Here is a 22219-nt window from a genome sequence, read left to right as displayed (position 1 = left end):
AGAAACCGCCTTTCTTTTCGCTAACCTTTCAGAATATATTCAGCCGTCACGCACAGCCGTAAACTTCTGCGCTTATCCGCCGATGAAGAAACGACTGAGTCCCTTCGCTATGGCAAACGCCATCTTATCTTGGAAGTCATCCGAAGTCAAAAGAGCTTCTTCACGCTCGTTTGAGATAAAAGCAAGCTCCACGAGAGATGCTGGAATGCTTGAGTGCTTGAGCACATAGAAGTTCGCTTCCTTCGTGCCTCGATCTCGCAGACCGCCTGCTTCAAGAAGCTCTTTCTGCAAAAGAAAAGCGAGTCTGCCGCCCTCGACGGAATCGTAATAGGAATACGTCTCCGTACCGTTCGCCGCAGGATTGGAAAATGCGTTGCAGTGGATACTCAAAAACAACTCTGCTCCCGGCGTACGTTCAGCCACATCGACGCGTGCCTGCAGCTCTTGCCCCGACGTGGCATTCGGACCATAGACGTCGCGATCTGTCGTACGCGTCATCACCACATGTGCGCCCGCGCCTTCTAAGAGGCGCTGTACCTTCTTCGCGACTTGGAGCGCTACATCCTTTTCGCGCACGCCGCTCGGACCGACAGCGCCCGAGTCGCTGCCTCCATGACCGGGATCGAGCACGATCGTATGTCCCGCAACGCCTTCGATACCGTCTGCTGTCAAAGGTTCCGGCACAGGTGCGGCGACGGGCGTCATGACGTCGATGACGAGGCGATACGGCTTCTTCGCACTGCGGTCGGCAGGCAGCGTATAGACCGCGTAATTCTGCTCATCCACATCAGAGGCGAGCGCCACCATGATCTCTACATGACGCTGCCCCGCAGGCCGCAGCGTCATAAAGCGACCGAGCGCGCCATCGAGCGTCACGTCCTTCGGCGCAGCGCCGATCTGCGCATCCTGCAAAGCAACGATCAAATGCTTTGGCTTGGCGGGATCCTTCTGCACTGTATAAGAAATATCCTCTCGATTCATACCGATCTCAATGCGCAGGACCGCACGCCCATTTTCCTCTATGACTTGCGTCTGAAGATCATGAATCTCATGCAGGCGCGCAGCGTATGCCTGCGGCGCAGCAAGCGAAAAGATCAGCAAAAAAAGACTGCAAACCCAAAAAAATCGCTGAAACAAAAAAACCACTCCTATCAAAACACAGAAGAGCGTCAAACTCCAACGGCAAAAATCGGCGCACATACGCCGCCCTTCACCGCGCTCACTCTCCCTTGAGCTCCTTCAAGAGAGCCGCCGCTTCTTCACGCGCCTCCTTCGTACGCTCTTCATCAAAGGAAATATCCCATCGGATATAGTCGCCCTCAGAAAGCCCAACAGGCAACTCATCTGCTGGAAAAACAACCTTCTTTTCCTCCTCGCCCACGAGAAGAACCGCTTTATCCGCTTCGAAACGGTCAATGACGGCAAATGCCATTTACTTCTCCTCCTTCACGTTATAGGTCTTGCCATCTGAGATCACGGCGATCGTGCCGCCTTGGTCGGTGCGATAGACCTTGATGTTGAATTTCTTGTATCTTTCGAGGACTTCCTTGTGCGGATGCCCATACTCGTTGCCTGCACCGCAGGAGATGGCGACCGCTTCGGGCGCCGCCGCCTTTAAGAACGCCGCCGTCGACGAAGTCTTGCTGCCGTGATGCGGCGCTTTGAGGACAAGGCTTTTGATCTCAGCAGCGCTGTGATGCGAGAGCACAGCCTTCTCCGTCTCCTTTTCTGCGTCGCCCGTAAAGAGCATGGTAAAGTCACCGTATTCGAGTCTGCCGACGATCGAATTGATGTTGAGATTCGGCTTGCCGTTCTTCTTGCCGCCCTCCTTCACCATCTGAGCCGTCGGACCGAGAACGCGGAAAGAAACGCCGCCGCCAAAGTCGAGCACGTCGCCGTCAACAAGCGCCTTGTAGGGTATGCCCTTCGCCTTGATGGTTTTCAAATAGTCACGGTAGAGTTTCGTCGTCGTCGGCTCGCCGTTGTCGTAAACCGCCTTGACTTCGCAGTTCTTGAAAATGACGGAAGCTCCGCCCAAATGATCGGCATGAGGGTGCGTGATGATGAGCTTGTCAACCGTCTTGATATTTTCCTTTTTGAGCGCTGCTTCGAGCTTTGGATGTTCGTCGACATCTCCCGTGTCGATGAAGATAACCTCTTCCGCTGTCCGTATAAGGATGGCGTCTCCCTGTCCGACATCGAGCACCTTGACTTCCAAAGCGCCGTCTTTCGCCTGCGCCGAGTCCGTCTTGCCCGCCGCACTCGGCTGTCCCGCCGCGCATCCCGTCAAAAGGGCACAGACAACAACGAACGCCGCAAGTACAAGCATCACTTTTCTCATGAAGATTCTCCTATCGTCCGTTGCATAACCGCAGATTTCAGCACATACACGCCTTTATTCTTCACCGACGCCATTCTTCTTTTCGCGCGGCAGATCAAAGACGACGCGCAGGATGAGGAACACCGTCCACAGCGCCATCGAAACGAGGTAAGCGATGTCAATGGTCTGCAGATTATTGTAGTCGAGCGTAGATATGAGCCAGACCGCCGCGATGAGAATGAACCAATCGAGCTTGCGTATTTTTTTCAGTTTTTCCATCCGATTCACCTTTACTTCACCGAAATTCTCTGCCGAAAAGCATCCCGTCCCAAGATGCAACATGTAAAAAAGCCGCTCTCACGCCAAGCGCCTTGGCTGAAAGCGGCTGCTCTCTCTATTTCCGCTGCATCTGAGTGTCAAGGGCGTCGTGCATACGATGGTTGATTGTACTCAAACCGCGGTAGACCGTCGTGATGTCAACCTCGTCCCCACGGTTTTCCATGTAGCGTTCGAGCTTCCGCTTCACGCGCTGCAGGGCGTTGTCGATGGACTTGACATGACGGTCGAGATCGACGGCAATCTCCTGGTACGATTTGCCGTCAAGATAGCTCATGAGCACACGCCATTCGAGATCACTCAGAATCTCCTCCATCTTTTCCTCGATGTCGATGAATTCTTCCTGACTGATGACGAGTTCCTCGGGATTCGAGACGCGCGCGCCCGGCAGAATATCGAGGAGCGTCCGATCCGAATCTTCATCGTAAATCGGCTTATTGAGCGATATGTAAGAATTCAGCGGAATATGCTTCTGCCGCGTCGCCGTTTTGATCGCCGTGATGATCTGGCGCGTCACACAAAGCTCGGCAAACGCACGGAAAGATGACAGACGGTCATTTCGAAAGTCGCGAATCGCCTTGTAAAGACCGATCATGCCTTCCTGCACGATGTCTTCGCGATCAGCGCCGATGAGAAAGTATGAACGAGCCTTCGCACGAACGAAGTTGCGATACTTGTTGATCAGGTAGTCCAGAGCAATATTGCTGCAATTTTCTTTAATTCTGGAAATGACTTCCTCATCCGTCAGACCATCAAATCCGTCAAACAGTGTATCGTTGCCGTCTTTCATTTCTGCTTCCATAGCATCGACCCCATTCGTGTTGTTTTCCGCATCCGTAGAAAACGCTGTCTCTCCCTAACAGCTTTGATTATACCCCAGAGATGCCCGAAACGTCAAGCATGACGCGGCTTTTTCCATCTTCGGCGCATTTTATTGTTCTTTGTTCTCATTTATCCGCGTATTTTCGTCTGCCTTTCAGCGCTGCTTTTTCCGCAGGGCATCGAGCTTTGCCGCCGTTCGGCTGTCGATGCGTGAGCCGACCTCGTTGCGCAAAAGGGGCAGCGTCACCTCGCCCAGATACTCGTCGGCGATCTTTTTTTTCGTCCTTTTCACGCGCCGCCAAAGCTCTGCCGATGAGATGCGATAGGCGCCCGCGCCGAGGATCGCCGACTGCTCGGCGCCGTCGGACGTCACGACATGCACCTCGCGCGAGGCGCGCACGGATTCATAAGCAAGCCGCTCGATGCAGCTGTCCGCCGTCACGCCCTCGCCCGTGTAGATGATTTCAAAGTGCGGCGCAGCCTGTTCTCTGTGCTCTTCGCCGCTTGCAAAGAGCGCATCGAATACGACGGTCATATCGTATTTTTCATACGCGCCGTATTCCATAAGGAGATGAATCAAACGATCACGCGCTTCTGCGAGATCGCCTGCGAGAGTGGCAAGCTCGGGCAGCGCATGAATGACGTTGTAGCCGTCGATGATGAAGTGTTCACGCTTCTTCGCCATCGTCTTACGCCTTTTTGAGAAGGCGCGTGCGCCTCGCCTCGTACATGAGGAGCGCTCCGGCGACGGAAGCGTTGAGCGAGTTGATCTTTCCGTGCATCGGTATGCGCACGAGAAAATCGCACGTCTCCTTGACAAGCCTGCCAAGCCCCTTGCCTTCGCTGCCGATGACGATGCACAAAGCCCCCTTCAAATCAGCATGAAAAAGATCCTGCTCGCCCGCCATATCCGCGCCTGCGAACCAAAGACCGCGCTCCTTGAGACGCTTCATCTCCTGCACAATATTGCCGATGCGCACAACGGGTACGTGCTCAACAGCTCCCGCCGCGGTCTTGGCGACCGTCGCGGTCAGCGCGCAGCTCCGGCGCTCGGGCACGAGCACGCCATGCACCCCCGCCGCGTCCGCCGTGCGCAGGAGTGCGCCGAAATTGTGCGGATCCTCGATCTCATCGAGCAGCAAGAGAAGAGGCGGCTCCCCCTCTTCTTCAGCGCGTTTGAAAACATCGTCAAGCGAAGCGTAGGCGACAGGCGCAGCGTAGGCGAGCACGCCTTGGTGGCGCAGATCGGGCGCAAGCAGGTCGAGCTTTTGGCGCGTGCTCGGACGCACGGGCACGCCCTGCTCACGCGCGAGCGCGAGAAGCGGCGCGAGCGCCGCATCCTTCGCGCCCTGCGCGACGAGGATGCGATTGATGCCGCGCCCCGCTTTCAGCGCTTCCCAGACGGCGTTTCGTCCGACGAGGATCTCATCGGCTGCGGGCGCGGCAGGCGCCGCTTCTTTCCTGCTCTTTTGCACCTGCTTCGGCGGATGCGGCATTTCTACCCGCTTCGCCGGATTCGTCCGCTTCTTCTTTTCCATCGCTTTGCACCAACTCCCACATGTCAATGTGCTTCGGGCTTCACGATGTACCTCGCGAGCCACGGCTCTTTTTCGATAAGGAGATCGCGCATCAAGAGCATCATTTCGCGGATCTCCCACTGCGCTCCCGGCGTCGTCACGCGCTTTTCGTAGACGTCCATGAAGGAGCGCAGGTTGAGCGTCGTCACGAAATTCGTACACGCCGCGCCCGGCAGCACGAACCGCGCATCCTGCTTCGCCACGCCGAGCGCGAGGAGATCATCGTAGGCTCGCTGAATCACCTGCATCGTTTCCATATAGCACACATACGCCGCTTCCTTCTCACGAATCGTCTCAGGCACGACATGGGAAAAAATGCCGTCCGCCTGCTTTTCCGACTGCTCCGAGACGTAGCGCTGGCTCTGGACGCTCAAGGAAACGCCGATGCGGTGGCGCGAATACTGCGCGAGAAGCGTGCGCGAGACGCCCTTGACGGCAAACGTCATCGAACAATGCTCGACGACCGAGAGGTGCTTGCTCGTCATGATGCGCTCCAACAGGCGCAGCATGTCCGCCTCGCTCTTTTCCTCGGCAAGAAGCTCGATGGGCGAATCCGCGCTGTAGCAGGTTCGCGCCGCCGTCCAGCACGTCTTCAGGTAGTTCGGCGTCTTTGCAATCAACTGTATTTCCACGGCTTTGTTCCTTCCTTAAAGCTGCACAGCATCATTCGATGCATCTTTCTTCACGCGCCGCCCGCGCTTTTTTGCAATCTCTTCCATCATATCACGCGCGATGGCTTGAAACGCCCATTCGGCGATCTCGTCCAAGCGCTCCATATCCTTTTCCAAAAACAGCGTGCCAAGAAGCGCTTCAAAGCCCGTGCTCGCGTGATACTCGGCGACACTCGCGCGGCGCGGCGCATGGCTCTTGGCGTTCCTGCCGCGGCGGAAGATGCCGCGCTCGCGCTCCGTCAAGCGCGCTTCGATCGCCCGATACGCTTTCGCCTGCCAGACCGCCGAGACGATCTGCGCGGCGAAGTCGCTCAAGACATGCACCTGCGACTGCTCGAAAGAAAGCAGCCGCGTGCGCACGAAGAGATGGAAGTAGGCGTCGCCGATGTAGGCGAGCACCAGAGGACTCGCCAGACGCACATCAAGCCCGTCGTAGCGCTCGGCGATGCCGCCCTCGCCGTCGGGTGTAAACATCGAGCCGACGATGGCGCGAAAACGATCAAACCTCATGCGCGTTTCCACCGTGCGCCCTGCGGCGTATCCTCGATGACGACGCCGCACGCTTTCAGCTCATCGCGCAGGTGATCGGCGAGCGCCCAGTTCTTCTCCGCACGCGCCTTTTGCCGCAGATTGAGGAGAAGTTCCATAAGGCTGTCAACAAGTCCATCGTCCGCCTTTTCTTCCTTCGCTTCAAAAATGCCGACAACCTCCGCCATCTCTGCATAGATGGCACGCACCTTAGCGAAATTCGCCGCATCAAAAGCCGCGCCGCCCGTCGTGACTTCGTGATAATAGCTGTTGATTTCCTTTGACAGAGAGAATATGTGGCTGACGGCGAGCGCTGTGTTGAAGTCGTCGTCCATCGCCTCGTAAAACGCCGTCTTTGCTGTCATCGCCGCTGACAGAAGGGATTTCGCACTGTCCGAAGCCGCATCGTCATGCGTCATAAGCGCTTCGGCATTGTCCCACGAAGTTTTCAGCCGCGCCAAACTCGTTTTCGCCTCCGTCAAACGCTCATCGGTGAAGTCAAGCGGACTGCGGTAGTGCGTCTGCACGATGAAGAAGCGCACGACTTCGCCCGCATATTTTTCTAAAATATCTTTTACCGTGAAGAAGTTGTTCTTCGACTTCGACATCTTCTCATCATGAATCGTGATGAAGCCGTTGTGCAGCCAATAGCGTGCGAAACTGTGATCGTCGCCCGTACATGCCTGCGCCTGCGCGATCTCGTTCTCATGATGCGGAAAGATGAGGTCGCTGCCGCCGCCGTGGAAATCGAAGGTATCGCCGAGGTACTTCATCGACATCGTCGAACACTCGATGTGCCAGCCCGGACGTCCCTTGCCCCACGGACTGTCCCAAAACGGCTCGCCGGGCTTCGCCGCCTTCCACAGCGCGAAATCCATCGGATGACGCTTGCGCTCGTCAACGCCGATGCGCGCGCCCGCCTGCATATCATCCAAGGCGCGGCCGCTGAGCTTGCCATAGCCTGCAAAATGCTCCACGCTGTAGTAAACGTCGCCTTCAAGCGCATAAGCATACCCTTTCGCAATGAGCTTCTCAATCACAGCGAGGACATCGTCGATATGCTCCGAAACACGCGGATAGGCGTCGGCGCGGCGCACATTGAGCGCGTCCATCGCCTTGAAATACGCCGCGATGTAGTGATCGGCAAGCTCCTTCCACGTTTCGCCCGCTTCCTTCGCACGGCGAATGATCTTGTCGTCAATATCCGTGAAATTCTGCACATAACGCACGGCATAGCCCTTTTTCTCCAAATAGCGGCGCACGACATCCCATGTGACGAAGGGGCGGGCGTTGCCGATATGCGGATCGTTGTACGGCGTCACGCCGCAGCAATAGATGCTGACCTTGCCCGGCTCCAGCGGCTTGAACTCTTCCTTCTCGCGCGTCAACGTATTGTAAACCCTCAGCATTTATCTCTCCTCCATTCGCTCCAAAGAAGCGACGGCATAGGCGGATATGCCCTTCTCCTCGCCCGTGAAACCGAGCTTCTCCTCCGTCGTCGCCTTCACGTTCACTTGGTCAAGCGCCAAATCAAGCGTTCCGGCGATATTTTGGCGCATCTTTTCGATGTATGGCGCGAACTTCGGACGCTGCGCCACAATCGTCGCGTCGATATTGCCGACGCAGTAACCTTTCTCACGAATCAATGCTGCGACATGCTCCAAGAGTTTCATGCTCGACACGTCCTTCCAACGCGCGTCGCTGTCTGGAAAATGCCTGCCGAGATCACCGAGCGCCGCCGCGCCCAAGAGCGCGTCCTCAACGGCGTGCAGCAGCACGTCAGCGTCCGAATGCCCCAAAAGCCCATATTCATGCGGGATGTCTACGCCGCCCACGATGAGTTTTCTTCCCGTCACCAAGCGGTGTACGTCATATCCCATGCCAAATCTCGTCATATCGTCACCTTCATTTCATCCGTACTTCTTAAGGATGCGCCAAAAGCGCCTCCGCCAGCCGCAAATCTTCCGGCGTCGTGATCTTCATATTGCCATAGTCACTCTCAACGACAAAAACCTCTTCCCCCAGACGCTCTACGAGACTCGCATCGTCCGTGCCAAGGAAGCCGTCCTTTGACGCCTTCTCATAAGCGCGCACAAAAAGCTCGCGACGAAACCCCTGCGGCGTCTGCACCTCCCAAAGCCTCGTGCGTGACGGCGTCGCTTCGACGCGCCCATCCTCGCCGACGACCTTGATCGTGTTCTTTGCACGCACGGCGGCGATGGCGGCGCCCTTCTCACGCGCCGCAGAGATGACCGCCTCAATCGTCTCTCGGCTTACCAAGGGACGCGCCGCATCATGCACAAGTACGATCTCACAAGCAGCAAAAAGATGCTCGATGCCGTTCGCGATGGAATACTGCCGCTCAGAGCCGCCCACAGCGATGCACCAAGGCTTGAGCGCCTTCGCTCCGGCGAGAAGGCGCTCCACAAAAGCAACCTCATCCTTTGCTGCAACAACGACCAGTTGTCCAACCTCGGGTACGGCAGAAAATGCCTGTAGGCTGCGAAGCAAGATCGGCACGCCGGAAATCTCCAAGAGCACCTTGTTTTGTCTCGCCCCCATGCGTCTGCCTGCGCCTGCTGCCGGAAAAATCACGGAAACCATAAAGCCTCCTTGCATATACTGCCTTATAAACACGCCGCCGATAAGTCTCTTGACCTATCGGCGGCACTCTCATTTCACCAATGTCGGGGCTTTGCAAAAATCATACGTCCGGCTGCCGTCTGCAGCGCCGAAGTGACCTCCACATCAATCGTGCTGTTGATATGGCGGCGTCCGTTCTCAATAACGATCATCGTTCCGTCATCGAGATAAGCGATGCCCTGCCCCGGCTCCTTACCCTCCTTGACAACGGAAACGCGCATCGCCTCGCCCGGAATGACCACGGGCTTGACAGCATTGGAAAGCTCGTTGATGTTGAGCACCGTTACACCGCGCAATTCCGCGACCTTATTCAAGTTGAAATCGTTCGTGATAAGTTTGCCGCCCACGACCTGCGCCAAGCGAACGAGCTTCGAATCAACCTCGGCGATATCGTCGAAATCCTGATTCGTGATCTCGACTTCCATCTTCGACTCCATACGGATGCGCTGCAGGACGTCAAGCCCGCGCCTGCCGCGCACACGCTTCAAAGCGTCCGACGAGTCAGCGATATGCTGCAGCTCTTCCAAGACGAACTCAGGGATGAGCAACGCGCCGTCGATGAAGCCCGTTTCGCATATATCGGCGATGCGGCCGTCGATGATGACGCTCGTATCGAGCAGCTTGTAGAGCTTGGGCGATTTCTGTTCCTTGCCGATTTGCCCCAGCGCTTCCTTGGCTTTCGCCTGCGCCTTCGCCTCGCGGCTCTTGCTGATCAGATTTGGAATCGTACCGAAAAGCTCCCCAACCTCTTTGCGCTTCTTGATCGTGATATGAATGCCGAGATAGCCGAACACGATGCTGAAAACGACTGGAAAATATGCGCCGACAAGCGGAATCTTAGAAAATGCCGCCCCCAATAAATTCGCGATGATAAGTCCGATGGCAAGTCCCGTTGCGCCTGCGATGACATCATGCGTCGGCATCTTGTTCAGCTGCGTCTCCACCCAATAGGTGAAGCGCTTGAGCGTAGCCGTAAAAAGAGGCGTCGTTATGAAGCCGAGAACCCCGCCCAAAGCAGCGCCGACAAGAATGCAGACGAGCGAAGCAAGCGTCAATCGAAAGAGTCCAAGATCCATCTTGAGAATTTCCGTGCTGATGAACAGCGTCAAAAGCGGGCTTGCAAGCTGCATGAGCGCACCACCGAGAATGACGAAAATCAGCGTGGTGAAAAAGCGCAATACTTTTTCGAGCAATAAACATCCCTCCCATCCCAGATAAAGGAAATGACAAAGCTAAACAGATTTATCATACTAAATCTATACAGCTTTGTCAAAAAAAATCCCTCTTGCATCACTCACTTGATCGGCGTCCGCATCAGGCAAAATCATTTTCTGCAAGGATGCCATCCATCCATGACTTGACTTCCTCAGGCGATTTGCTGCAAGCGTAAACAAGCTCGCTGACGATGATCTGCCGCGCAAGATCCAAAAGACGCCGCTCACCGCTTGAGATCTTGCGCAGACGATCCTGCAGGACAAGATTCCTCGCTACAGCCGCCACATCGCAAATATCGCCGCTCTTCATGCGCTCAAGATTTGCATGGAATCGTTTATTCCAACTGCCCGTTGCGCGTTCCGGCGCCATCTGTAATACACCCTTGACCTCTTCGACCTGCGTTTCGGGAATCACATCTCTAAGCCCCATATTATCTACATTATCCGTCGGTATCATAACCTTCATGTTGCCCAACGGCATCTTTAGCACATAATAGGACTTACCTTCACCCAGCACTTCGCAATCCTCTATACCGGAAATCACGCCCGCCCCGTGCATCGGGTAAACAACCGTATCACCAACCTGAAGCAATGCTTCACCCCCTGCCTTTCTCCACAGAAAACCCCTGTGGAAATCAAAAACTGCTTTTCCTATTATAGCACAAATCCTTGGCAAAGGGAAGAAATTAGATATTTTATCACATCCCCTATTTTATGTCAATTACCTCATTGGAATTTTAGGAAAATCGTCTAGATCATATCCGCGGGCATTTCCCCATGACGATGCCCCAAAGCCGCCGCCCATTCGTGGCTGATGAGACCGCCGTGCGCAAACAATTCGACAATATGCGCATTGGTTTCACGAATCGCCTGCGTCGCTTCCTCTGCGGCTCCCGCGCGAAGGAGTGCATAGTACGATTTTTTCAGCCGCCGATTGATGCGGTAATATTGCTGTGCGCGAAAATACATAAGAATTCCCCTTTCCTTTGCCCATTGCTTCGCAGTGCCGCAAGACATCACACCTTTTTTCCTATATGACTTAGTATAGCAGAAGTATACGACATCGGAAAAGTCTCAGAGGAAAAATAATTTTTCCTTCATGCTCTTGACAACGTTTCGGACAAGGAGTATATTATGCTTCATCGAGATTACAATGTAACACATCACGATAAAAGTTCATACACCGTAAAAATTCGATGACGGGAAAGAGTAACTGCGATAAGCACGTTCACAGAGAGCCGCTCCTGCGCTGAAAAGCGGCAGCCTGCCTTGCAGTGAAAATCCTCCCCGAGAAGCGAAGCTGAAATCGAGTAAGCCGAGCCGCCCCTTCCGCGTTAGAGGAAGCGCGTATGTTTGTACGCGGCAAGCGCCCGCTTCATGCGGGAATCTGGGTGGTACCGCGGATGATCTTCCGTCCCTTTCTAGGGGACGGAATTTTTTTATCATCCTGCATTATTTTAGGAGGAATCATTATGCAAACTTTAGATCTCGCCCTTCTCAGACGAAAGCGCGACCTGCGCATCATCCTGCCCGTCTTCCTCGTGTCCGTCATCGCCTGCATCGACCGCGTGAACATCGCCTATGCAGCGCTGACGATGACGCAGGATCTCGACTGGATCACGCCCGAAATCTTCGGCGCAGGCGCGGGCATCTTCTTCATGGGCTATCTGCTCCTGGAAATCCCCGGCGCACTCATCGCCGCCCGCTTTTCCGCCGCGAAGTGGATCGCACGCATCATGTTCACCTGGGGACTTGTCTGCATCTTCATGGCATTCATGCAGACGCAGACGGAGTTCTACCTTTGCCGCTTCCTGCTCGGCGCCTCGGAAGCGAGCCTTTACCCCGTCATCTACTCCGTGCTCTTCGCGCGTTGGTTTTCCGAAAGGGAGAGAGCGCGCGCCAATTCCCTCATGCTGACGTCACTTCTCATCTCAACGATCGTCGGCGCACCGCTCGCGGGATTCCTGCTGCAAACATCCTTCTTCGGCATGCACGGCTGGCAGGAGCTGTTCATCTTAGAGGCGCTGCCCGCTCTCCTCTTCGCCGTGTTTTTCTTCTACTTCGTCAAAGACAGACCCGAGCAAGTTTCCTGGCTCAGTGCAGCGGAAAAAGATTATCTCAACCGCCAATATGAAGAAGAGCAGGCGCGTATGCAGAGCGTCAAGAAGTACACGATCTTTCAGGCTTTCTCCGATCCCAAGGTCTTAAAGCTCTGCTTCATCTATTTCATGTGGGTCATCGGCTTCTGGGGCTTCAACTTCTGGATGCCGACGGTGCTCAAGGGGCTTTCGGGCTGGTCAACCGGATTCCTCGGCGGCGCCATCGCCATTCCGATGACGGCGGCGCTCCTCGTACAGGTCATCATCGGCAAGACTTCGACGAAGACGGGCGACAAGGTCTGGCACGTCGCGCTCGCTCTCTTCGTCGGCGCCGTCGGCCTCGGACTCAGCCCCTTTGCCGATAATATGTACACGGCGCTCTTCCTCGTCTGCCTGTCCGCCATCGGCATCTACGCCGCTATGGGCGTCTGGTGGACGATCCCGACGAGCTTCCTCTCCGGCTCCGCCGCCGCCGGCAGCGTCGCCCTCATCAACTCCTGCGGCAACCTCGGCGGCTGGGTCGGTCCCTACATGATGGGCTGGCTCAAGACGGAAACAGGCTCCTTCGACACGGGCTACTTCCTCATGTCGCTCTTCATGCTCATTGCGGCGCTCACCGTGCTGACGATCCAATACCGCTGGAACGGCGAGCGAAAGACGGCACAAGCGGAAAGCGAACATCCGCTTACGCTGCAGCAGGAAGCATAAGCGCAAAAGAAATGCACCATAAGCAAAAAGAGGGGCTGCGCACAAGTCGAATTCGACGACTGCACAGCCCCTCTTATCTGCTGTCGCACAAATTGGATGCGCGTCAGCTCTTCCTATTCATATTTTCCGCGCGAGAAACCGCATATCCCTAGAAACGATACGTGAGCTGCACACGCGCATAATCGCCGAGCTTGAAATCCTCGCTGCCAAAGAGCGTGGCTCGCTTCGCCGTTCCCTTGGCATCGAACGTATAGAAGAAGTCAACGCGCAGATTGTCGATGGGGACATAGCCCGCACCGAGCGTAAAGCTCCAGATGCCGTCGATGTAGCGATCGGGCAGGGACTCCGTGCCGTTGCCGCCGAGGAAGGAGCCATGCGCAAAACGCTTGTAGTCGAAAAATGCGTTCCAACTCCCCTTCTGCCAGCTGTCGGGCATCCCGTAGTCAAGACGCAGCACATGATAAGCAGGCGTCTCGCCCCCGTTCAGCCCTTTCGCAAAGCCCGAGGAGTTCTGCCCCCATTCATAGGAGAGCTTCGCCATCGCCCCCAGGCGCAGGCTCGCGCCGAGGCCGAACACCGAGGCAATTTTTCCGCCGTAAGCCGAATCCTGCAACGACTTCATATAGTGCGCCTGCACCCCGAGATCGTCCGTCAGAAGATGCTTGACCTGCACATATCCCGCCGTCTTGACGGCAGGCGTCGTATCGCGCATGAGGAGCTGTCCGTCGGGGACAGGAATCACTTTCGGTCCCTTGGAGAGCGGCAGATACGATACGCCATCCGGAGTCCACGATGTTGATAAATGGAAGAGCATATTCCCGATCGTCGTGTCAACGTTATCCCTTTTTGACAAATTATTCGGATCGCCGTTGCTCAGGCCGTAGTCGGCGAACCAGCGGCGGAAATTCTCCGGCGTAAGATCCGCCTCATGAACGGGCGTATGGCTGCCGTCCCTCAAATAGAGAACGCCGCCATTCTCCTTCATCGCCTTCTTTATCGTATTGAGGTATTCCGCACTGTTGAAATAGCTATCGAGATCCTTGGTCGGATCGAACTTATCCATCGCGACGCTGCCTACGTCGCCGCTGCCGGTTCTTCGTAAAAGCCCCGAATGCAGGCTAAATGTTTGTACACTTTCCGTAACGGACGGATCGATTTCCTTCAGCAGCGTATAGAACTCACGCAGAACCTTCATGCGATGCTCGACGCTGCCGCCGCCCGCCGCTTTGTCCCGCTGCTGGGCGTCGAGGAACTTCTGATGGTAGTTCATTTTGGGCAGATTAGGGGCAGGAATGCGATCGAATACCTCATCCCCCGCCGCATCTTCGGCCACCCAGCCAAGCAGCTCGTCCTTCGTCGCGCTGCGCAGGAACGCCATCGGCGAGAGCTTCGTATACGCCGTATCCGTGATGCCCGTCGTATGCGAGAAATCGCCAACGCCTGCACGCACCTGCGTACGATCGCTCGTCCAGACGGCGCGCGCCCCGTCGTAGTCCTTCCCGAAGAAATACCCCGTAAGACCGATGCGCTCCTCCAGCCGACCGAGCGAAACATCCACGTCCCCTGCTTCGTGACGCAGCTCTGCACGCTCGATACGCGCCTCATTCAGCCCCTGGCTCGGAGCGATGTCCTCCTGCCCGTCCATGCCGCCCGCCGCGCTGGCAGTAACCGTCGCTGACGTATGCTCGCCAAGCCCTGCATCCGCACGCACGCGCAGGCGCTGCGCATAGCCATGTGCAGGATTGTCCTCAAGATTCTTCTGCGCATCGCCGACATCCCGCTTGTCCGTGACGCGTACGCCGCTGCGCGCTTCGCCCGTATGACTGTCCTGCCGCAATCGGTAATCGCTGGAAACGCGGAACTCTCCCGGACGCAGCGTTTCCGTATCGCGCTGAATAAACCAATCGGGGCGATGCGAAGAAGAAAGCAGCCCCGTCCCCATGCGTGCGGCAGAACCGCCCGCGCTGTCAAAGGAGAAGTTCATGCCCAGACGATAGACGCGTCCTTGAAACGCACGATCATCGTCGCGCTTCGCGAAGAGATTGTCCACGCCGATATACGCCATAGCGTCTTCGCCGAACTTCTTCTGCACCATGAGATTCCAGATGCCAAAGCTTTTGCGCTTATAATCTGCAGCGCGCTTGGCTTCCGCCTGCTTGGACATGTCCACAGAATTGCTGTCGAGCATGTTCAGGTAGTAATCCGCCCAAAGCGAACCGCTCCAGCCGGTCTTCTCATCCATATAGCGGATGCCGAAATCGATCTTATGGCGCGGACGATCGAGAAGTTCGCGCGGCATGTGGTTCTCCTCGGCGTCCTTGTTGATCGCGTGCAGATACGTATAGCCGATTTTTGCCGACCAATGGCTGCTGAACGTATGGTCCAGCTCCGCCTCCAGCCCTGTGATCGCAACGTTGCCCAGATTGCGGAAAGAATAGAGCCGATCGCGCGAGCTGGGATCGGGATCGCCGATGCCTCCGGGCGTTGTCGGGGCTTTCGTCCGCAGATACAGATAATTCCCGCTGAAATAATGCGTCAGATAATCCTTGATGCGATTGTGGAAGATGCTCACGCGTGCAAAGCTGTTCTTCGTTTCCCCTTCCAGGGACAGCGAAAGATTGACGGACTTTTCCGGCTTGAGCTGCGCGTTGCCGATCCAATACCAGCCGGGAAAATCCTCGCTCATCGCCGGATACATCTCCCAGTTGTAGTAAAGCTCGCCCATGCCCGGCTCCGCATACCCTGTCCCTACATTCATCTTGAAGCGGCGATGGGAATTTCCTCCAACATTGTGCGTCATGCCGATGCCTGCCGTGACATGACTGCCAAAGAGACTGCTGTGATCCAAACGGACGACAGGCGTAAAAATCGTGTCTTTATCGTATTGCCACGTATCCATCAGATACGCATGCCATTTCTGGATGTGCGCCTTGCCGATCGTCAAGGTGTTCTGACGGGCATTGTATTCTTCCTTATATCCCAAGCCGTTAATGCGGGCAAGGTACGGAATCATCGGATTATCCCCGAATTTATAGGCGTAATATACGGTGCCGGCGCCCAGTGTCGTCAAAGGATCGGCGATTTCTTTCCCCGTCGCTTTATCGATGACCGTGATGTGATTGTTCGGCTTGAGTATATCGCTTGGCTTCGGCTGCTTGTAATTGTCCAAATCCGCCGTACCGCGATATTCGTACGCCTCATCCCAGTACACATTGCCGTTTGCATCTCGGTTGAATTTATAATCGTGTACGAAGGATTTTCCTTCCGGTGAAATATATGCGGTTCCCGGCAGGCTTTGATGCCACAAATTGGAATCATAATCGTCCGGTCGAATTTTTTTCTTATACGATTCAGGGGCATTTTGAATACGGGATCCCTCTCCATCTTCATCGGAGTAGCCGAATCCAAAGGTCAGGAAATGATCTGCATTGACTGCGGCATTGATCTTCGTATTCAAATGCCACTGCTGATGCGCAACGTCATTGAGGGTAAACAACATATTATATCCCGTGTACTGCGTATTTTTCGCCAAGGATAAAATACCGATGTCATTCTCCTGCCGTTTTCCATAATTGTAGTCTACGACCCAGTCGTATTTTCCCGTTCTCCCACGATAGGAGAGGTTATAGGTATCGCGTTTGATCTCTCGACGCAGATGCTGCTCCGGTTCTTCGTCTTCATTGCTATATTTGACGTTCTTCTTCATATCTTCGATCTCTTTGCCCAGAGAAAATTGGAGCGTTTGCTGCCTGCCAAGGTCATACTCCCCTTGAATGCCGACATTTTTGATACTTCCAAAGTAGCGCAGCGACGAGCGAAAGTCCGAATTCCAACTCGACGAAGTATCCTTCGCCGCATAGATCGGCAGGACGTCACGCTTGCTGCCCCATGCGGCAAGGTGCAGCTTACCCATCGCCCCCGCATCGGCACGCAGGAAGAAATTGCTGAACGGCGTATTTTCCTTGCCGTCCTGTGCGCGCAGACCTTCCACATTGAGCGCAACTGCAGCCTTTTTGCCTGCGGTCTTCGTGATGATATTGATGACGCCGCCGATCGCATCGGCGCCGTACTTCGCGCTCGCCGCCCCGCGAATGATTTCGATGCGCTCGATATTCTCCGCGCCAAGCCGCATCACCTCGTCGCCTGCGCCGCGATACTTCGCCACATCCCCGAGGACAGGATGTCCATCGACCATGATCAAGGTATGCCGCGGCTCCGCGCCGCGAATCGACACGCCGACATTCCCCATCGCATCGACCGTGCGCGTCACGCCGACCTCGCTGAAGATGATGTCCTCGACTGACTTCGCCTGCTTCTTCGCAATGTCGTCTGCCGTAATGATCGTCGTAGACTGCGATTCGTATTTCGCCTCTTCTTTCGCCGCGTCAGCTTCGACGTTTACCGATTCGGTTTGAACTTGTGTATCCCCCCCCGCACTTTCGTTCGCCCACACAACACAAGCAGGCAGCATCAAATGCAGTGCGACAGCCACCCCAAGCGCACGCTTGGCATTTCTCCTCATACACATTTCCATTAGAAGTTCTCCTCCTTATCATTACAAACAAAGATAATAAATATCACTTTTATTATAACATGACATGAAGAAAAGTCCACTGTTTTCACCAGAGAATTTATTATGAATGCGATTCACGTTTCTAGGGGATGGCTGATAAAACAATGTCGTTCCGGCGGGAAATACATCACAAAAACCGCCCTTGCAGTCGAGTGGACTGCAAGGGCGGTTTCTTATGCAATTTCTCTCAAGCCCAAATTACTTGAGCTCGACCGTTGCGCCAGCCTCTTCGAGCTTCTTCTTGAGCTCTTCCGCATCAGCCTTCGCAATGTTCTCCTTGATCGGAGCCGGAGCGCCGTCAACAAGCTCCTTCGCTTCCTTCAAGCCGAGACCCGTAGCTTCGCGAACCGCCTTGATGACGTTGATCTTCTTGTCGCCCGCAGCAGCGAGAACGACCGTGAACTCCGTCTTCTCCTCACCGGCAGCAGCCGCCGGAGCAGCGCCGGCAGCCGCAACAGCGACCGGCGCCGCAGCGCTGACGCCGAACTTCTCTTCCATCGCCTTGACAAGCTCGGAAAGCTCAAGGACAGTCATGCCCTCAATGGCCTGCATGATTTCTTCTTTAGTCATGGTATGTACCTCCATAAAATGTTTTTTTATTCATCGAATAATGTTCCTCAGCCTGCAAGCATCGGGTTTATCCCCACACAATGCCTGCTGCAGGAATCAGGCGGAAGCCTGCTCCTCCTTCTGCTTGCGAATCGCCTCAAGCACATAGACCGCATTGCGGATAACCCCCTGGAGCACGTTGACCGTACCCGCAATCGGAGACTGCATACTGCCCAACAGCTTGGCGAGAAGAACTTCGCGCGACGGCAGCTCCGCCAAAGCCTTGACCTCAGCGACATCAATGACGCGACCGTCCAAAAGACCGGCTTTAAGCGTCAAGATCCCGGCATCCTCCAGCTTGTTCTTCTTCATGAACTCGCAGATGACCTTCGCCGGTGCGACAGCATCGTCTGCGGAAACGGCAAGAGCCGTCGTCCCCTCCAAGTGCTCGCAAAGATCATCGAGACCGAGATCCTTCGCGGCGATGCGCGTCATCGTATTCTTGACCACATGGTAGGAAACGCCCGCCTCGCGCAGCGTGCGGCGAAGCGCCGTATCCTGCGCTACGGTCAAGCCCTTATAGCTTGTAAAAACGGCGCCCTTCGCTGTCTGGAGCCTCTCCTTCAGCTCGGCGACGACCGCTTCCTTCTTTGCATTTACCTTTGCATTCATACTTGCACCCCCTCTCAATAAAATTCACACATAATAAAACGGCTTCCAACTGCACGCCGGAAGCCGCATCTTTTGAAGTATGCGCCTGAATCCGACCTCGGCGGGCGAGCAACTTGCTCGTTCGATGGTTAAACCATACCTGCTGTCTACAGTCATCGTATGCTGTTTTATTCTATCGGATTAAAGGAAGCGCTGATAACATGAAGTCGTCCAGATTTGCACAGATGCGTTGGTTCTATCAAGGAGACAAACCGCAGACGTAGCGGTGCTACGTCGAGGATTTGCCGACGACGAGAGGACAGCGCAGATGTGTGAAGATGGGCGGCTGAATTTATCAGTGATTCCTTAAGCCATCGTAGCAATCGGAACGCCGGGTCCCATCGTGGAGCTGACCGTGATCGCACGGATATACTGCCCCTTCGCCGCTGCCGGACGAACGCGGACAAGCGTGTCGACGAGCGCCTGATAGTTCTCCTTGAGCTTCTCGACATCGAACGAAGCCTTGCCGATCGGGACATGGATATTGCCTGCCTTGTCCGTACGATACTCGACTTTACCGGCCTTGATCTCGTTGATTGCCTTCACGAGATCCATCGTGACCGTACCGAGCTTCGGGTTCGGCATGAGTCCGCGAGGACCAAGAACCTTACCGAGACGACCGACCGTGCCCATCATATCGGGCGTAGCGACGGCAACATCGAAGTCGAACCAACCGCCCTGGATCTTCGTGACGATCTCATCGGACCCGACATAGTCGGCGCCGGCATCCTCAGCCTCTTTGACTTTCTCGCCCTTGGCAAAGACGAGAACCTTCTTCGCCTTGCCCGTGCCATGCGGCAGCACCATCGCGCCGCGAACCTGCTGATCGGCGTACTTCGGATCGACGCCGAGACGGACGTGCAGCTCGATCGTTTCATCGAACTTTGCCGTCGCAGTCTTCTTCACCAGTTCCAAGGCTTCAGCAACGCTGTAGAACTTACCGACTTCAAGAAGCTTTGCGGCATCCTGATATTTCTTGCCGTGTTTTGCCATTCAAAAATTCCCCTTTCGTGGTCATAGCGGATTTTCCCATGAAACCCCAAGAGATCAAGCCGAAAGCGCAGACCGATTGGCTGGTTTCATGTAAGGACGACGCACAACGTCCAAAGTGAACGTCTGTGCGTGTAGTTTCCTGCCACAAGCATGTATATCGAATCAGTCGACGATTTCGATGCCCATGCTGCGAGCCGTTCCCTCGATCATGCGTGTAGCAGCTTCGAGGTCTGCCGCGTTGAGATCCTGCATCTTCGACTGCGCGATCTCCTGCGCTTTCGCGCGCGGCACCTTGGCGACTTTCGTCTTGTTCGGCTCGCCGGAAGCCTTTTCAATGCCGGCGGCTTTCTTCAAAAGAACTGCGGCGGGCGGCGTTTTCGTGATGAACGTGAACGAACGATCCTCGAAAACCGTGATCTCGACCGGAATGACAAGACCTGCCTGCTTGGCAGTCCTCTCATTGAACTCCTTGACGAACGCCATGATGTTGACGCCTGCCTGACCGAGCGCCGGACCTACCGGAGGAGCCGGACTTGCCTTACCGGCGACAACCTGCAGCTTGACGAGCTTTGCGACCTTCTTTGCCATACTTTTAACACCTCCTTAAAAGGGGTTTAGGAAACGCTACTAAAATGAAGTTTCCCAGATTCCACCGTGTTCAGCATCCAACGAAACTAAAGCGGCAGACTAGATTTTTTCAATCTCACTGTACGAAAGCTCAGCCGGAGTCTCGCGGCCGAACATATCGACGAGCACCTTGACCGTGCCCTTTTCAGGGAACACCTCCGCCACCGTAGCGGTGAGATTCTCAAGCGTGCCCGAATTGATGCGGACGGCCTGTCCCACCTCAATATCCATATCGACGATGGGCTTTCCTTCATCCGTCCCCGCAGATTTCAGGATATGCTTGACCTCTGCTTCTGACAGCGGAATCGGCTTCGTACCCGAGCCGACGAAGCCTGTGACGCCCGGTGTGTTGCGCACGACGTACCACGAGCGATCATTGACGATCATCTCAACCAAGGCATATCCGGGAAAAACCTTTTTCTTGACGATCTTCTTTTTACCGTCCTTGACTTCGGTCTCTTCCTCCATCGGAACGATGACATTGAAGATATTGTCCTCCATCCCCATGGTATGGACGCGAGACTCAAGATTCGCCTTGACCTTGTTCTCATATCCGGAATAGGTATGGATCACATACCATTTCTTCTCAGATTCCATCGCGCCTCCAGCCTTCTATTGCAGAATAAGTTGAAACAGCCTTGCAAAAAACGTGTCGCATATCCAGATCAGCGCACAGACGACCACGACCGCCACGCCCACAACGCCTGTATAAGCAACCAGTTCTCTGCGAGTCGGCCATGTTACCTTCTTCATCTCCGCCTTGACCTCGCCCATGAAGCGGAAGAGACTGAAACCGCCCGAAGAAGGCTGCGGCGCTGACGATCTTTCATCCGTCAAAGCATTCACACCCCGTATCATATTGCTGCAAGCCCCAAAGCTTACTTCGTTTCCTTATGCGGCGTATGCTTCTTGCAGAACTTGCAATACTTGTTGAACTCAAGCCGATCCGGATCATTCTTCTTGTTCTTGTTGGTCTGATAGTTGCGGTTCTTGCAAACCGTGCAGGCCAACGTAACGGCATTGCGCATGTTTCAGCACTCCTTCCATAAAATCACTAACATACTTTATCATACTTAATACACCGTGTCAACAATATGCAGAGAAAAATCCCCGGACTTCCCGCCAACATAACAAAAACCCCTCGCAGGGGTTTGAAAATGGTGGCGGCACAGAGATTTGAACTCCGGACACTGCGGGTATGAACCGCATGCTCTAGCCAACTGAGCTATGCCGCCTTATATGATGGAGCTGATGACCGGGATTGAACCGGTGACCTTATCCTTACCAAGGATACGCTCTGCCGACTGAGCTACATCAGCAATATTCGTTAGTATAGCACTAATCCGATGACGTTACAAGAGGTTTTACAAAAATTTCTTGCGAAATGCCCAGTCTTGAACCTCGATCATTTCTTTCTAGTGGATTCCGTAAACGTCCCATCGTTCTTTTCGTAATTTCATCGCAGAAAAATGCCCTTTGCGATTTTACGAAAAATCCGCAAAGCACAGCTTTGCGGATTTTTACATTTAGAGGTTCAAATTCTCTCGCACAATTCCATTCACAAGCGATTACGCGCGGAACTTGCGCTTGCGCGCCGCCTCGGACTTCTTCTTGCGCTTGACGCTCGGTTTCTCGTAATGTTCACGTTTCCTAACTTCTGCCAAAGTACCGGCCTTCTGGCAAGTACGCTTGAATCTGCGGAGAGCACTGTCGATCGTTTCGTTCTTTCCTACTTTGACCTCATTTGCCATTGTTCTTCCCCCCCTCCACTAGATTTGGGGCGCACGGGAAGGCAGGCGTAAAATAATTGCCAACTCTGCATCGTGCACCTTAATATTATACATGATT

Annotated in this window: 25 protein-coding genes, 2 tRNA genes and 1 other annotated feature; of the genes, 1 reads left to right on the top strand and 26 read right to left on the bottom strand. The window is 54.8% G+C overall.

Annotation, left to right across the window (positions count from 1 at the left end):
* Nucleotides 1-72 precede the first annotated feature (72 nt).
* The 15 genes from ACO5Z0_RS06185 to ACO5Z0_RS06115 all read right to left on the bottom strand — a co-directional run bounded on the left by ACO5Z0_RS06185 (nt 73) and on the right by ACO5Z0_RS06115 (nt 11080).
* Nucleotides 73-1146 (bottom strand): N-acetylmuramoyl-L-alanine amidase family protein, encoded by a 1074-nt coding sequence (locus ACO5Z0_RS06185; RefSeq protein ID WP_485649587.1) that lies wholly within the window; start codon nt 1144-1146, stop codon nt 73-75.
* A gap of 73 nt (nt 1147-1219) precedes the next feature.
* Nucleotides 1220-1432 (bottom strand): DUF3006 domain-containing protein, encoded by a 213-nt coding sequence (locus ACO5Z0_RS06180; RefSeq protein ID WP_485649586.1) that lies wholly within the window; start codon nt 1430-1432, stop codon nt 1220-1222.
* Nucleotides 1433-2341: a ComEC/Rec2 family competence protein gene (locus tag ACO5Z0_RS06175; protein WP_485649585.1), complete on the bottom strand. Its 909-nt coding sequence runs from the start codon at nt 2339-2341 to the stop codon at nt 1433-1435.
* A 54-nt stretch (nt 2342-2395) separates the two neighbouring features.
* Complete coding sequence (locus tag ACO5Z0_RS06170; protein ID WP_485649584.1) at nt 2396-2599, bottom strand: hypothetical protein; 204 nt, start codon at nt 2597-2599, stop codon at nt 2396-2398.
* 115 nt (nt 2600-2714) lie between these two features.
* Nucleotides 2715-3458: an RNA polymerase sporulation sigma factor SigH gene (gene sigH / locus ACO5Z0_RS06165; RefSeq protein WP_442673525.1), complete on the bottom strand. Its 744-nt coding sequence runs from the start codon at nt 3456-3458 to the stop codon at nt 2715-2717.
* Nucleotides 3459-3632: 174 nt separating this feature from the next.
* Nucleotides 3633-4163, bottom strand: coding sequence for an NYN domain-containing protein (locus ACO5Z0_RS06160; RefSeq protein ID WP_485649583.1), 531 nt, complete (start codon nt 4161-4163; stop codon nt 3633-3635).
* Between the two features lie 4 nt (nt 4164-4167).
* Nucleotides 4168-5016 carry a 23S rRNA (guanosine(2251)-2'-O)-methyltransferase RlmB gene (gene rlmB / locus ACO5Z0_RS06155; protein WP_485649582.1) on the bottom strand — a complete coding sequence of 283 codons (849 nt, stop codon included), beginning with the start codon at nt 5014-5016 and terminating at the stop codon, nt 4168-4170.
* A 23-nt stretch (nt 5017-5039) separates the two neighbouring features.
* On the bottom strand, nt 5040-5687 hold the full coding sequence (gene thyX / locus ACO5Z0_RS06150; RefSeq protein WP_485649581.1) for an FAD-dependent thymidylate synthase: 648 nt from the start codon (nt 5685-5687) through the stop codon (nt 5040-5042).
* Between the two features lie 15 nt (nt 5688-5702).
* Nucleotides 5703-6236 (bottom strand): Mini-ribonuclease 3, encoded by a 534-nt coding sequence (locus ACO5Z0_RS06145; RefSeq protein WP_485649580.1) that lies wholly within the window; start codon nt 6234-6236, stop codon nt 5703-5705.
* On the bottom strand, nt 6233-7663 hold the full coding sequence (gene cysS, locus ACO5Z0_RS06140) for a cysteine--tRNA ligase (RefSeq protein WP_485649579.1): 1431 nt from the start codon (nt 7661-7663) through the stop codon (nt 6233-6235). The genes ACO5Z0_RS06145 and cysS overlap by 4 nt, the downstream gene beginning before the upstream one ends.
* On the bottom strand, nt 7664-8149 hold the full coding sequence (gene ispF, locus ACO5Z0_RS06135; protein ID WP_485649578.1) for a 2-C-methyl-D-erythritol 2,4-cyclodiphosphate synthase: 486 nt from the start codon (nt 8147-8149) through the stop codon (nt 7664-7666).
* A gap of 28 nt (nt 8150-8177) precedes the next feature.
* Nucleotides 8178-8858 carry a 2-C-methyl-D-erythritol 4-phosphate cytidylyltransferase gene (gene ispD, locus ACO5Z0_RS06130; protein WP_485649577.1) on the bottom strand — a complete coding sequence of 227 codons (681 nt, stop codon included), beginning with the start codon at nt 8856-8858 and terminating at the stop codon, nt 8178-8180.
* A 74-nt stretch (nt 8859-8932) separates the two neighbouring features.
* Nucleotides 8933-10090 carry a PIN/TRAM domain-containing protein gene (locus ACO5Z0_RS06125; RefSeq protein WP_485649576.1) on the bottom strand — a complete coding sequence of 386 codons (1158 nt, stop codon included), beginning with the start codon at nt 10088-10090 and terminating at the stop codon, nt 8933-8935.
* 121 nt (nt 10091-10211) lie between these two features.
* The gene (locus ACO5Z0_RS06120; protein ID WP_442674077.1) at nt 10212-10703 is read right to left on the bottom strand and encodes a CarD family transcriptional regulator; all 492 of its coding nucleotides are present in this window, start codon (nt 10701-10703) and stop codon (nt 10212-10214) included.
* A gap of 158 nt (nt 10704-10861) precedes the next feature.
* Nucleotides 10862-11080: a hypothetical protein gene (locus ACO5Z0_RS06115; RefSeq protein WP_485649575.1), complete on the bottom strand. Its 219-nt coding sequence runs from the start codon at nt 11078-11080 to the stop codon at nt 10862-10864.
* 218 nt (nt 11081-11298) lie between these two features.
* Nucleotides 11299-11533: a binding site (T-box leader), on the top strand.
* Between the two features lie 50 nt (nt 11534-11583).
* On the opposite strand from ACO5Z0_RS06115, the gene ACO5Z0_RS06110 reads away from it, so the two are divergent.
* The gene (locus ACO5Z0_RS06110) at nt 11584-12918 is read left to right on the top strand and encodes an MFS transporter (RefSeq protein ID WP_485649574.1); all 1335 of its coding nucleotides are present in this window, start codon (nt 11584-11586) and stop codon (nt 12916-12918) included.
* Between the two features lie 148 nt (nt 12919-13066).
* Here the strand turns inward: ACO5Z0_RS06110 and ACO5Z0_RS06105 are convergent, their stop codons facing one another.
* The 11 genes from ACO5Z0_RS06105 to rpsU all read right to left on the bottom strand — a co-directional run bounded on the left by ACO5Z0_RS06105 (nt 13067) and on the right by rpsU (nt 22122).
* On the bottom strand, nt 13067-17452 hold the full coding sequence (locus ACO5Z0_RS06105) for a TonB-dependent receptor plug domain-containing protein (RefSeq protein ID WP_485649573.1): 4386 nt from the start codon (nt 17450-17452) through the stop codon (nt 13067-13069).
* A gap of 237 nt (nt 17453-17689) precedes the next feature.
* Nucleotides 17690-18061 (bottom strand): 50S ribosomal protein L7/L12, encoded by a 372-nt coding sequence (gene rplL / locus ACO5Z0_RS06100; protein WP_442673433.1) that lies wholly within the window; start codon nt 18059-18061, stop codon nt 17690-17692.
* A 96-nt stretch (nt 18062-18157) separates the two neighbouring features.
* The gene (rplJ, locus tag ACO5Z0_RS06095) at nt 18158-18712 is read right to left on the bottom strand and encodes a 50S ribosomal protein L10 (RefSeq protein ID WP_442673434.1); all 555 of its coding nucleotides are present in this window, start codon (nt 18710-18712) and stop codon (nt 18158-18160) included.
* Nucleotides 18713-19057: 345 nt separating this feature from the next.
* The gene (gene rplA, locus ACO5Z0_RS06090; protein WP_485649572.1) at nt 19058-19744 is read right to left on the bottom strand and encodes a 50S ribosomal protein L1; all 687 of its coding nucleotides are present in this window, start codon (nt 19742-19744) and stop codon (nt 19058-19060) included.
* 162 nt (nt 19745-19906) lie between these two features.
* Nucleotides 19907-20332, bottom strand: a complete 426-nt coding sequence (rplK, locus tag ACO5Z0_RS06085) for a 50S ribosomal protein L11 (RefSeq protein ID WP_314622013.1) — start codon at nt 20330-20332, stop codon at nt 19907-19909.
* Nucleotides 20333-20431: 99 nt separating this feature from the next.
* A complete protein-coding gene (gene nusG / locus ACO5Z0_RS06080) occupies nt 20432-20968 on the bottom strand; it encodes a transcription termination/antitermination protein NusG (protein ID WP_442673436.1) in 537 nt (178 codons plus the stop codon).
* 15 nt (nt 20969-20983) lie between these two features.
* The gene (gene secE / locus ACO5Z0_RS06075) at nt 20984-21145 is read right to left on the bottom strand and encodes a preprotein translocase subunit SecE (RefSeq protein WP_485649629.1); all 162 of its coding nucleotides are present in this window, start codon (nt 21143-21145) and stop codon (nt 20984-20986) included.
* A gap of 104 nt (nt 21146-21249) precedes the next feature.
* On the bottom strand, nt 21250-21399 hold the full coding sequence (rpmG, locus tag ACO5Z0_RS06070; protein WP_006192858.1) for a 50S ribosomal protein L33: 150 nt from the start codon (nt 21397-21399) through the stop codon (nt 21250-21252).
* 130 nt (nt 21400-21529) lie between these two features.
* Nucleotides 21530-21606 (bottom strand) — tRNA-Met (locus ACO5Z0_RS06065).
* A gap of 8 nt (nt 21607-21614) precedes the next feature.
* Nucleotides 21615-21690 (bottom strand) — tRNA-Thr (locus ACO5Z0_RS06060).
* A 249-nt stretch (nt 21691-21939) separates the two neighbouring features.
* Nucleotides 21940-22122, bottom strand: coding sequence for a 30S ribosomal protein S21 (gene rpsU, locus ACO5Z0_RS06055; RefSeq protein ID WP_006193396.1), 183 nt, complete (start codon nt 22120-22122; stop codon nt 21940-21942).
* Nucleotides 22123-22219: the final 97 nt, after the last annotated feature.

Source organism: Selenomonas sp., assembly GCF_057272215.1.
Note: the sequence above shows the minus strand (reverse complement) of the source record. Positions and strands in the feature narration are given on the sequence as shown.

Excerpts from the sequence above, each read along its gene's own strand:
- ACO5Z0_RS06175 (WP_485649585.1), bottom strand. The coding sequence starts at position 2,341 with ATGAGAAAAGTGATGCTTGTACTTGCGGCGTTCGTTGTTGTCTGTGCC.
- ACO5Z0_RS06170 (WP_485649584.1), bottom strand. The coding sequence starts at position 2,599 with ATGGAAAAACTGAAAAAAATACGCAAGCTCGATTGGTTCATTCTCATC.
- rpsU (WP_006193396.1), bottom strand. The coding sequence starts at position 22,122 with ATGGCAAATGAGGTCAAAGTAGGAAAGAACGAAACGATCGACAGTGCT.
- ACO5Z0_RS06110 (WP_485649574.1), top strand. The coding sequence starts at position 11,584 with ATGCAAACTTTAGATCTCGCCCTTCTCAGACGAAAGCGCGACCTGCGC.
- ispF (WP_485649578.1), bottom strand. The coding sequence starts at position 8,149 with ATGACGAGATTTGGCATGGGATATGACGTACACCGCTTGGTGACGGGA.
- rplA (WP_485649572.1), bottom strand. The coding sequence starts at position 19,744 with ATGGCAAAACACGGCAAGAAATATCAGGATGCCGCAAAGCTTCTTGAA.
- cysS (WP_485649579.1), bottom strand. The coding sequence starts at position 7,663 with ATGCTGAGGGTTTACAATACGTTGACGCGCGAGAAGGAAGAGTTCAAG.
- rlmB (WP_485649582.1), bottom strand. The coding sequence starts at position 5,016 with ATGGAAAAGAAGAAGCGGACGAATCCGGCGAAGCGGGTAGAAATGCCG.
- secE (WP_485649629.1), bottom strand. The coding sequence starts at position 21,145 with ATGGGCGAGGTCAAGGCGGAGATGAAGAAGGTAACATGGCCGACTCGC.
- rpmG (WP_006192858.1), bottom strand. The coding sequence starts at position 21,399 with ATGCGCAATGCCGTTACGTTGGCCTGCACGGTTTGCAAGAACCGCAAC.
- rplL (WP_442673433.1), bottom strand. The coding sequence starts at position 18,061 with ATGACTAAAGAAGAAATCATGCAGGCCATTGAGGGCATGACTGTCCTT.
- nusG (WP_442673436.1), bottom strand. The coding sequence starts at position 20,968 with ATGGAATCTGAGAAGAAATGGTATGTGATCCATACCTATTCCGGATAT.
- ACO5Z0_RS06180 (WP_485649586.1), bottom strand. The coding sequence starts at position 1,432 with ATGGCATTTGCCGTCATTGACCGTTTCGAAGCGGATAAAGCGGTTCTT.
- ACO5Z0_RS06105 (WP_485649573.1), bottom strand. The coding sequence starts at position 17,452 with ATGGAAATGTGTATGAGGAGAAATGCCAAGCGTGCGCTTGGGGTGGCT.
- rplJ (WP_442673434.1), bottom strand. The coding sequence starts at position 18,712 with ATGAATGCAAAGGTAAATGCAAAGAAGGAAGCGGTCGTCGCCGAGCTG.
- sigH (WP_442673525.1), bottom strand. The coding sequence starts at position 3,458 with ATGGAAGCAGAAATGAAAGACGGCAACGATACACTGTTTGACGGATTT.
- ispD (WP_485649577.1), bottom strand. The coding sequence starts at position 8,858 with ATGGTTTCCGTGATTTTTCCGGCAGCAGGCGCAGGCAGACGCATGGGG.
- ACO5Z0_RS06115 (WP_485649575.1), bottom strand. The coding sequence starts at position 11,080 with ATGTATTTTCGCGCACAGCAATATTACCGCATCAATCGGCGGCTGAAA.
- ACO5Z0_RS06145 (WP_485649580.1), bottom strand. The coding sequence starts at position 6,236 with ATGAGGTTTGATCGTTTTCGCGCCATCGTCGGCTCGATGTTTACACCC.
- rplK (WP_314622013.1), bottom strand. The coding sequence starts at position 20,332 with ATGGCAAAGAAGGTCGCAAAGCTCGTCAAGCTGCAGGTTGTCGCCGGT.
- ACO5Z0_RS06160 (WP_485649583.1), bottom strand. The coding sequence starts at position 4,163 with ATGGCGAAGAAGCGTGAACACTTCATCATCGACGGCTACAACGTCATT.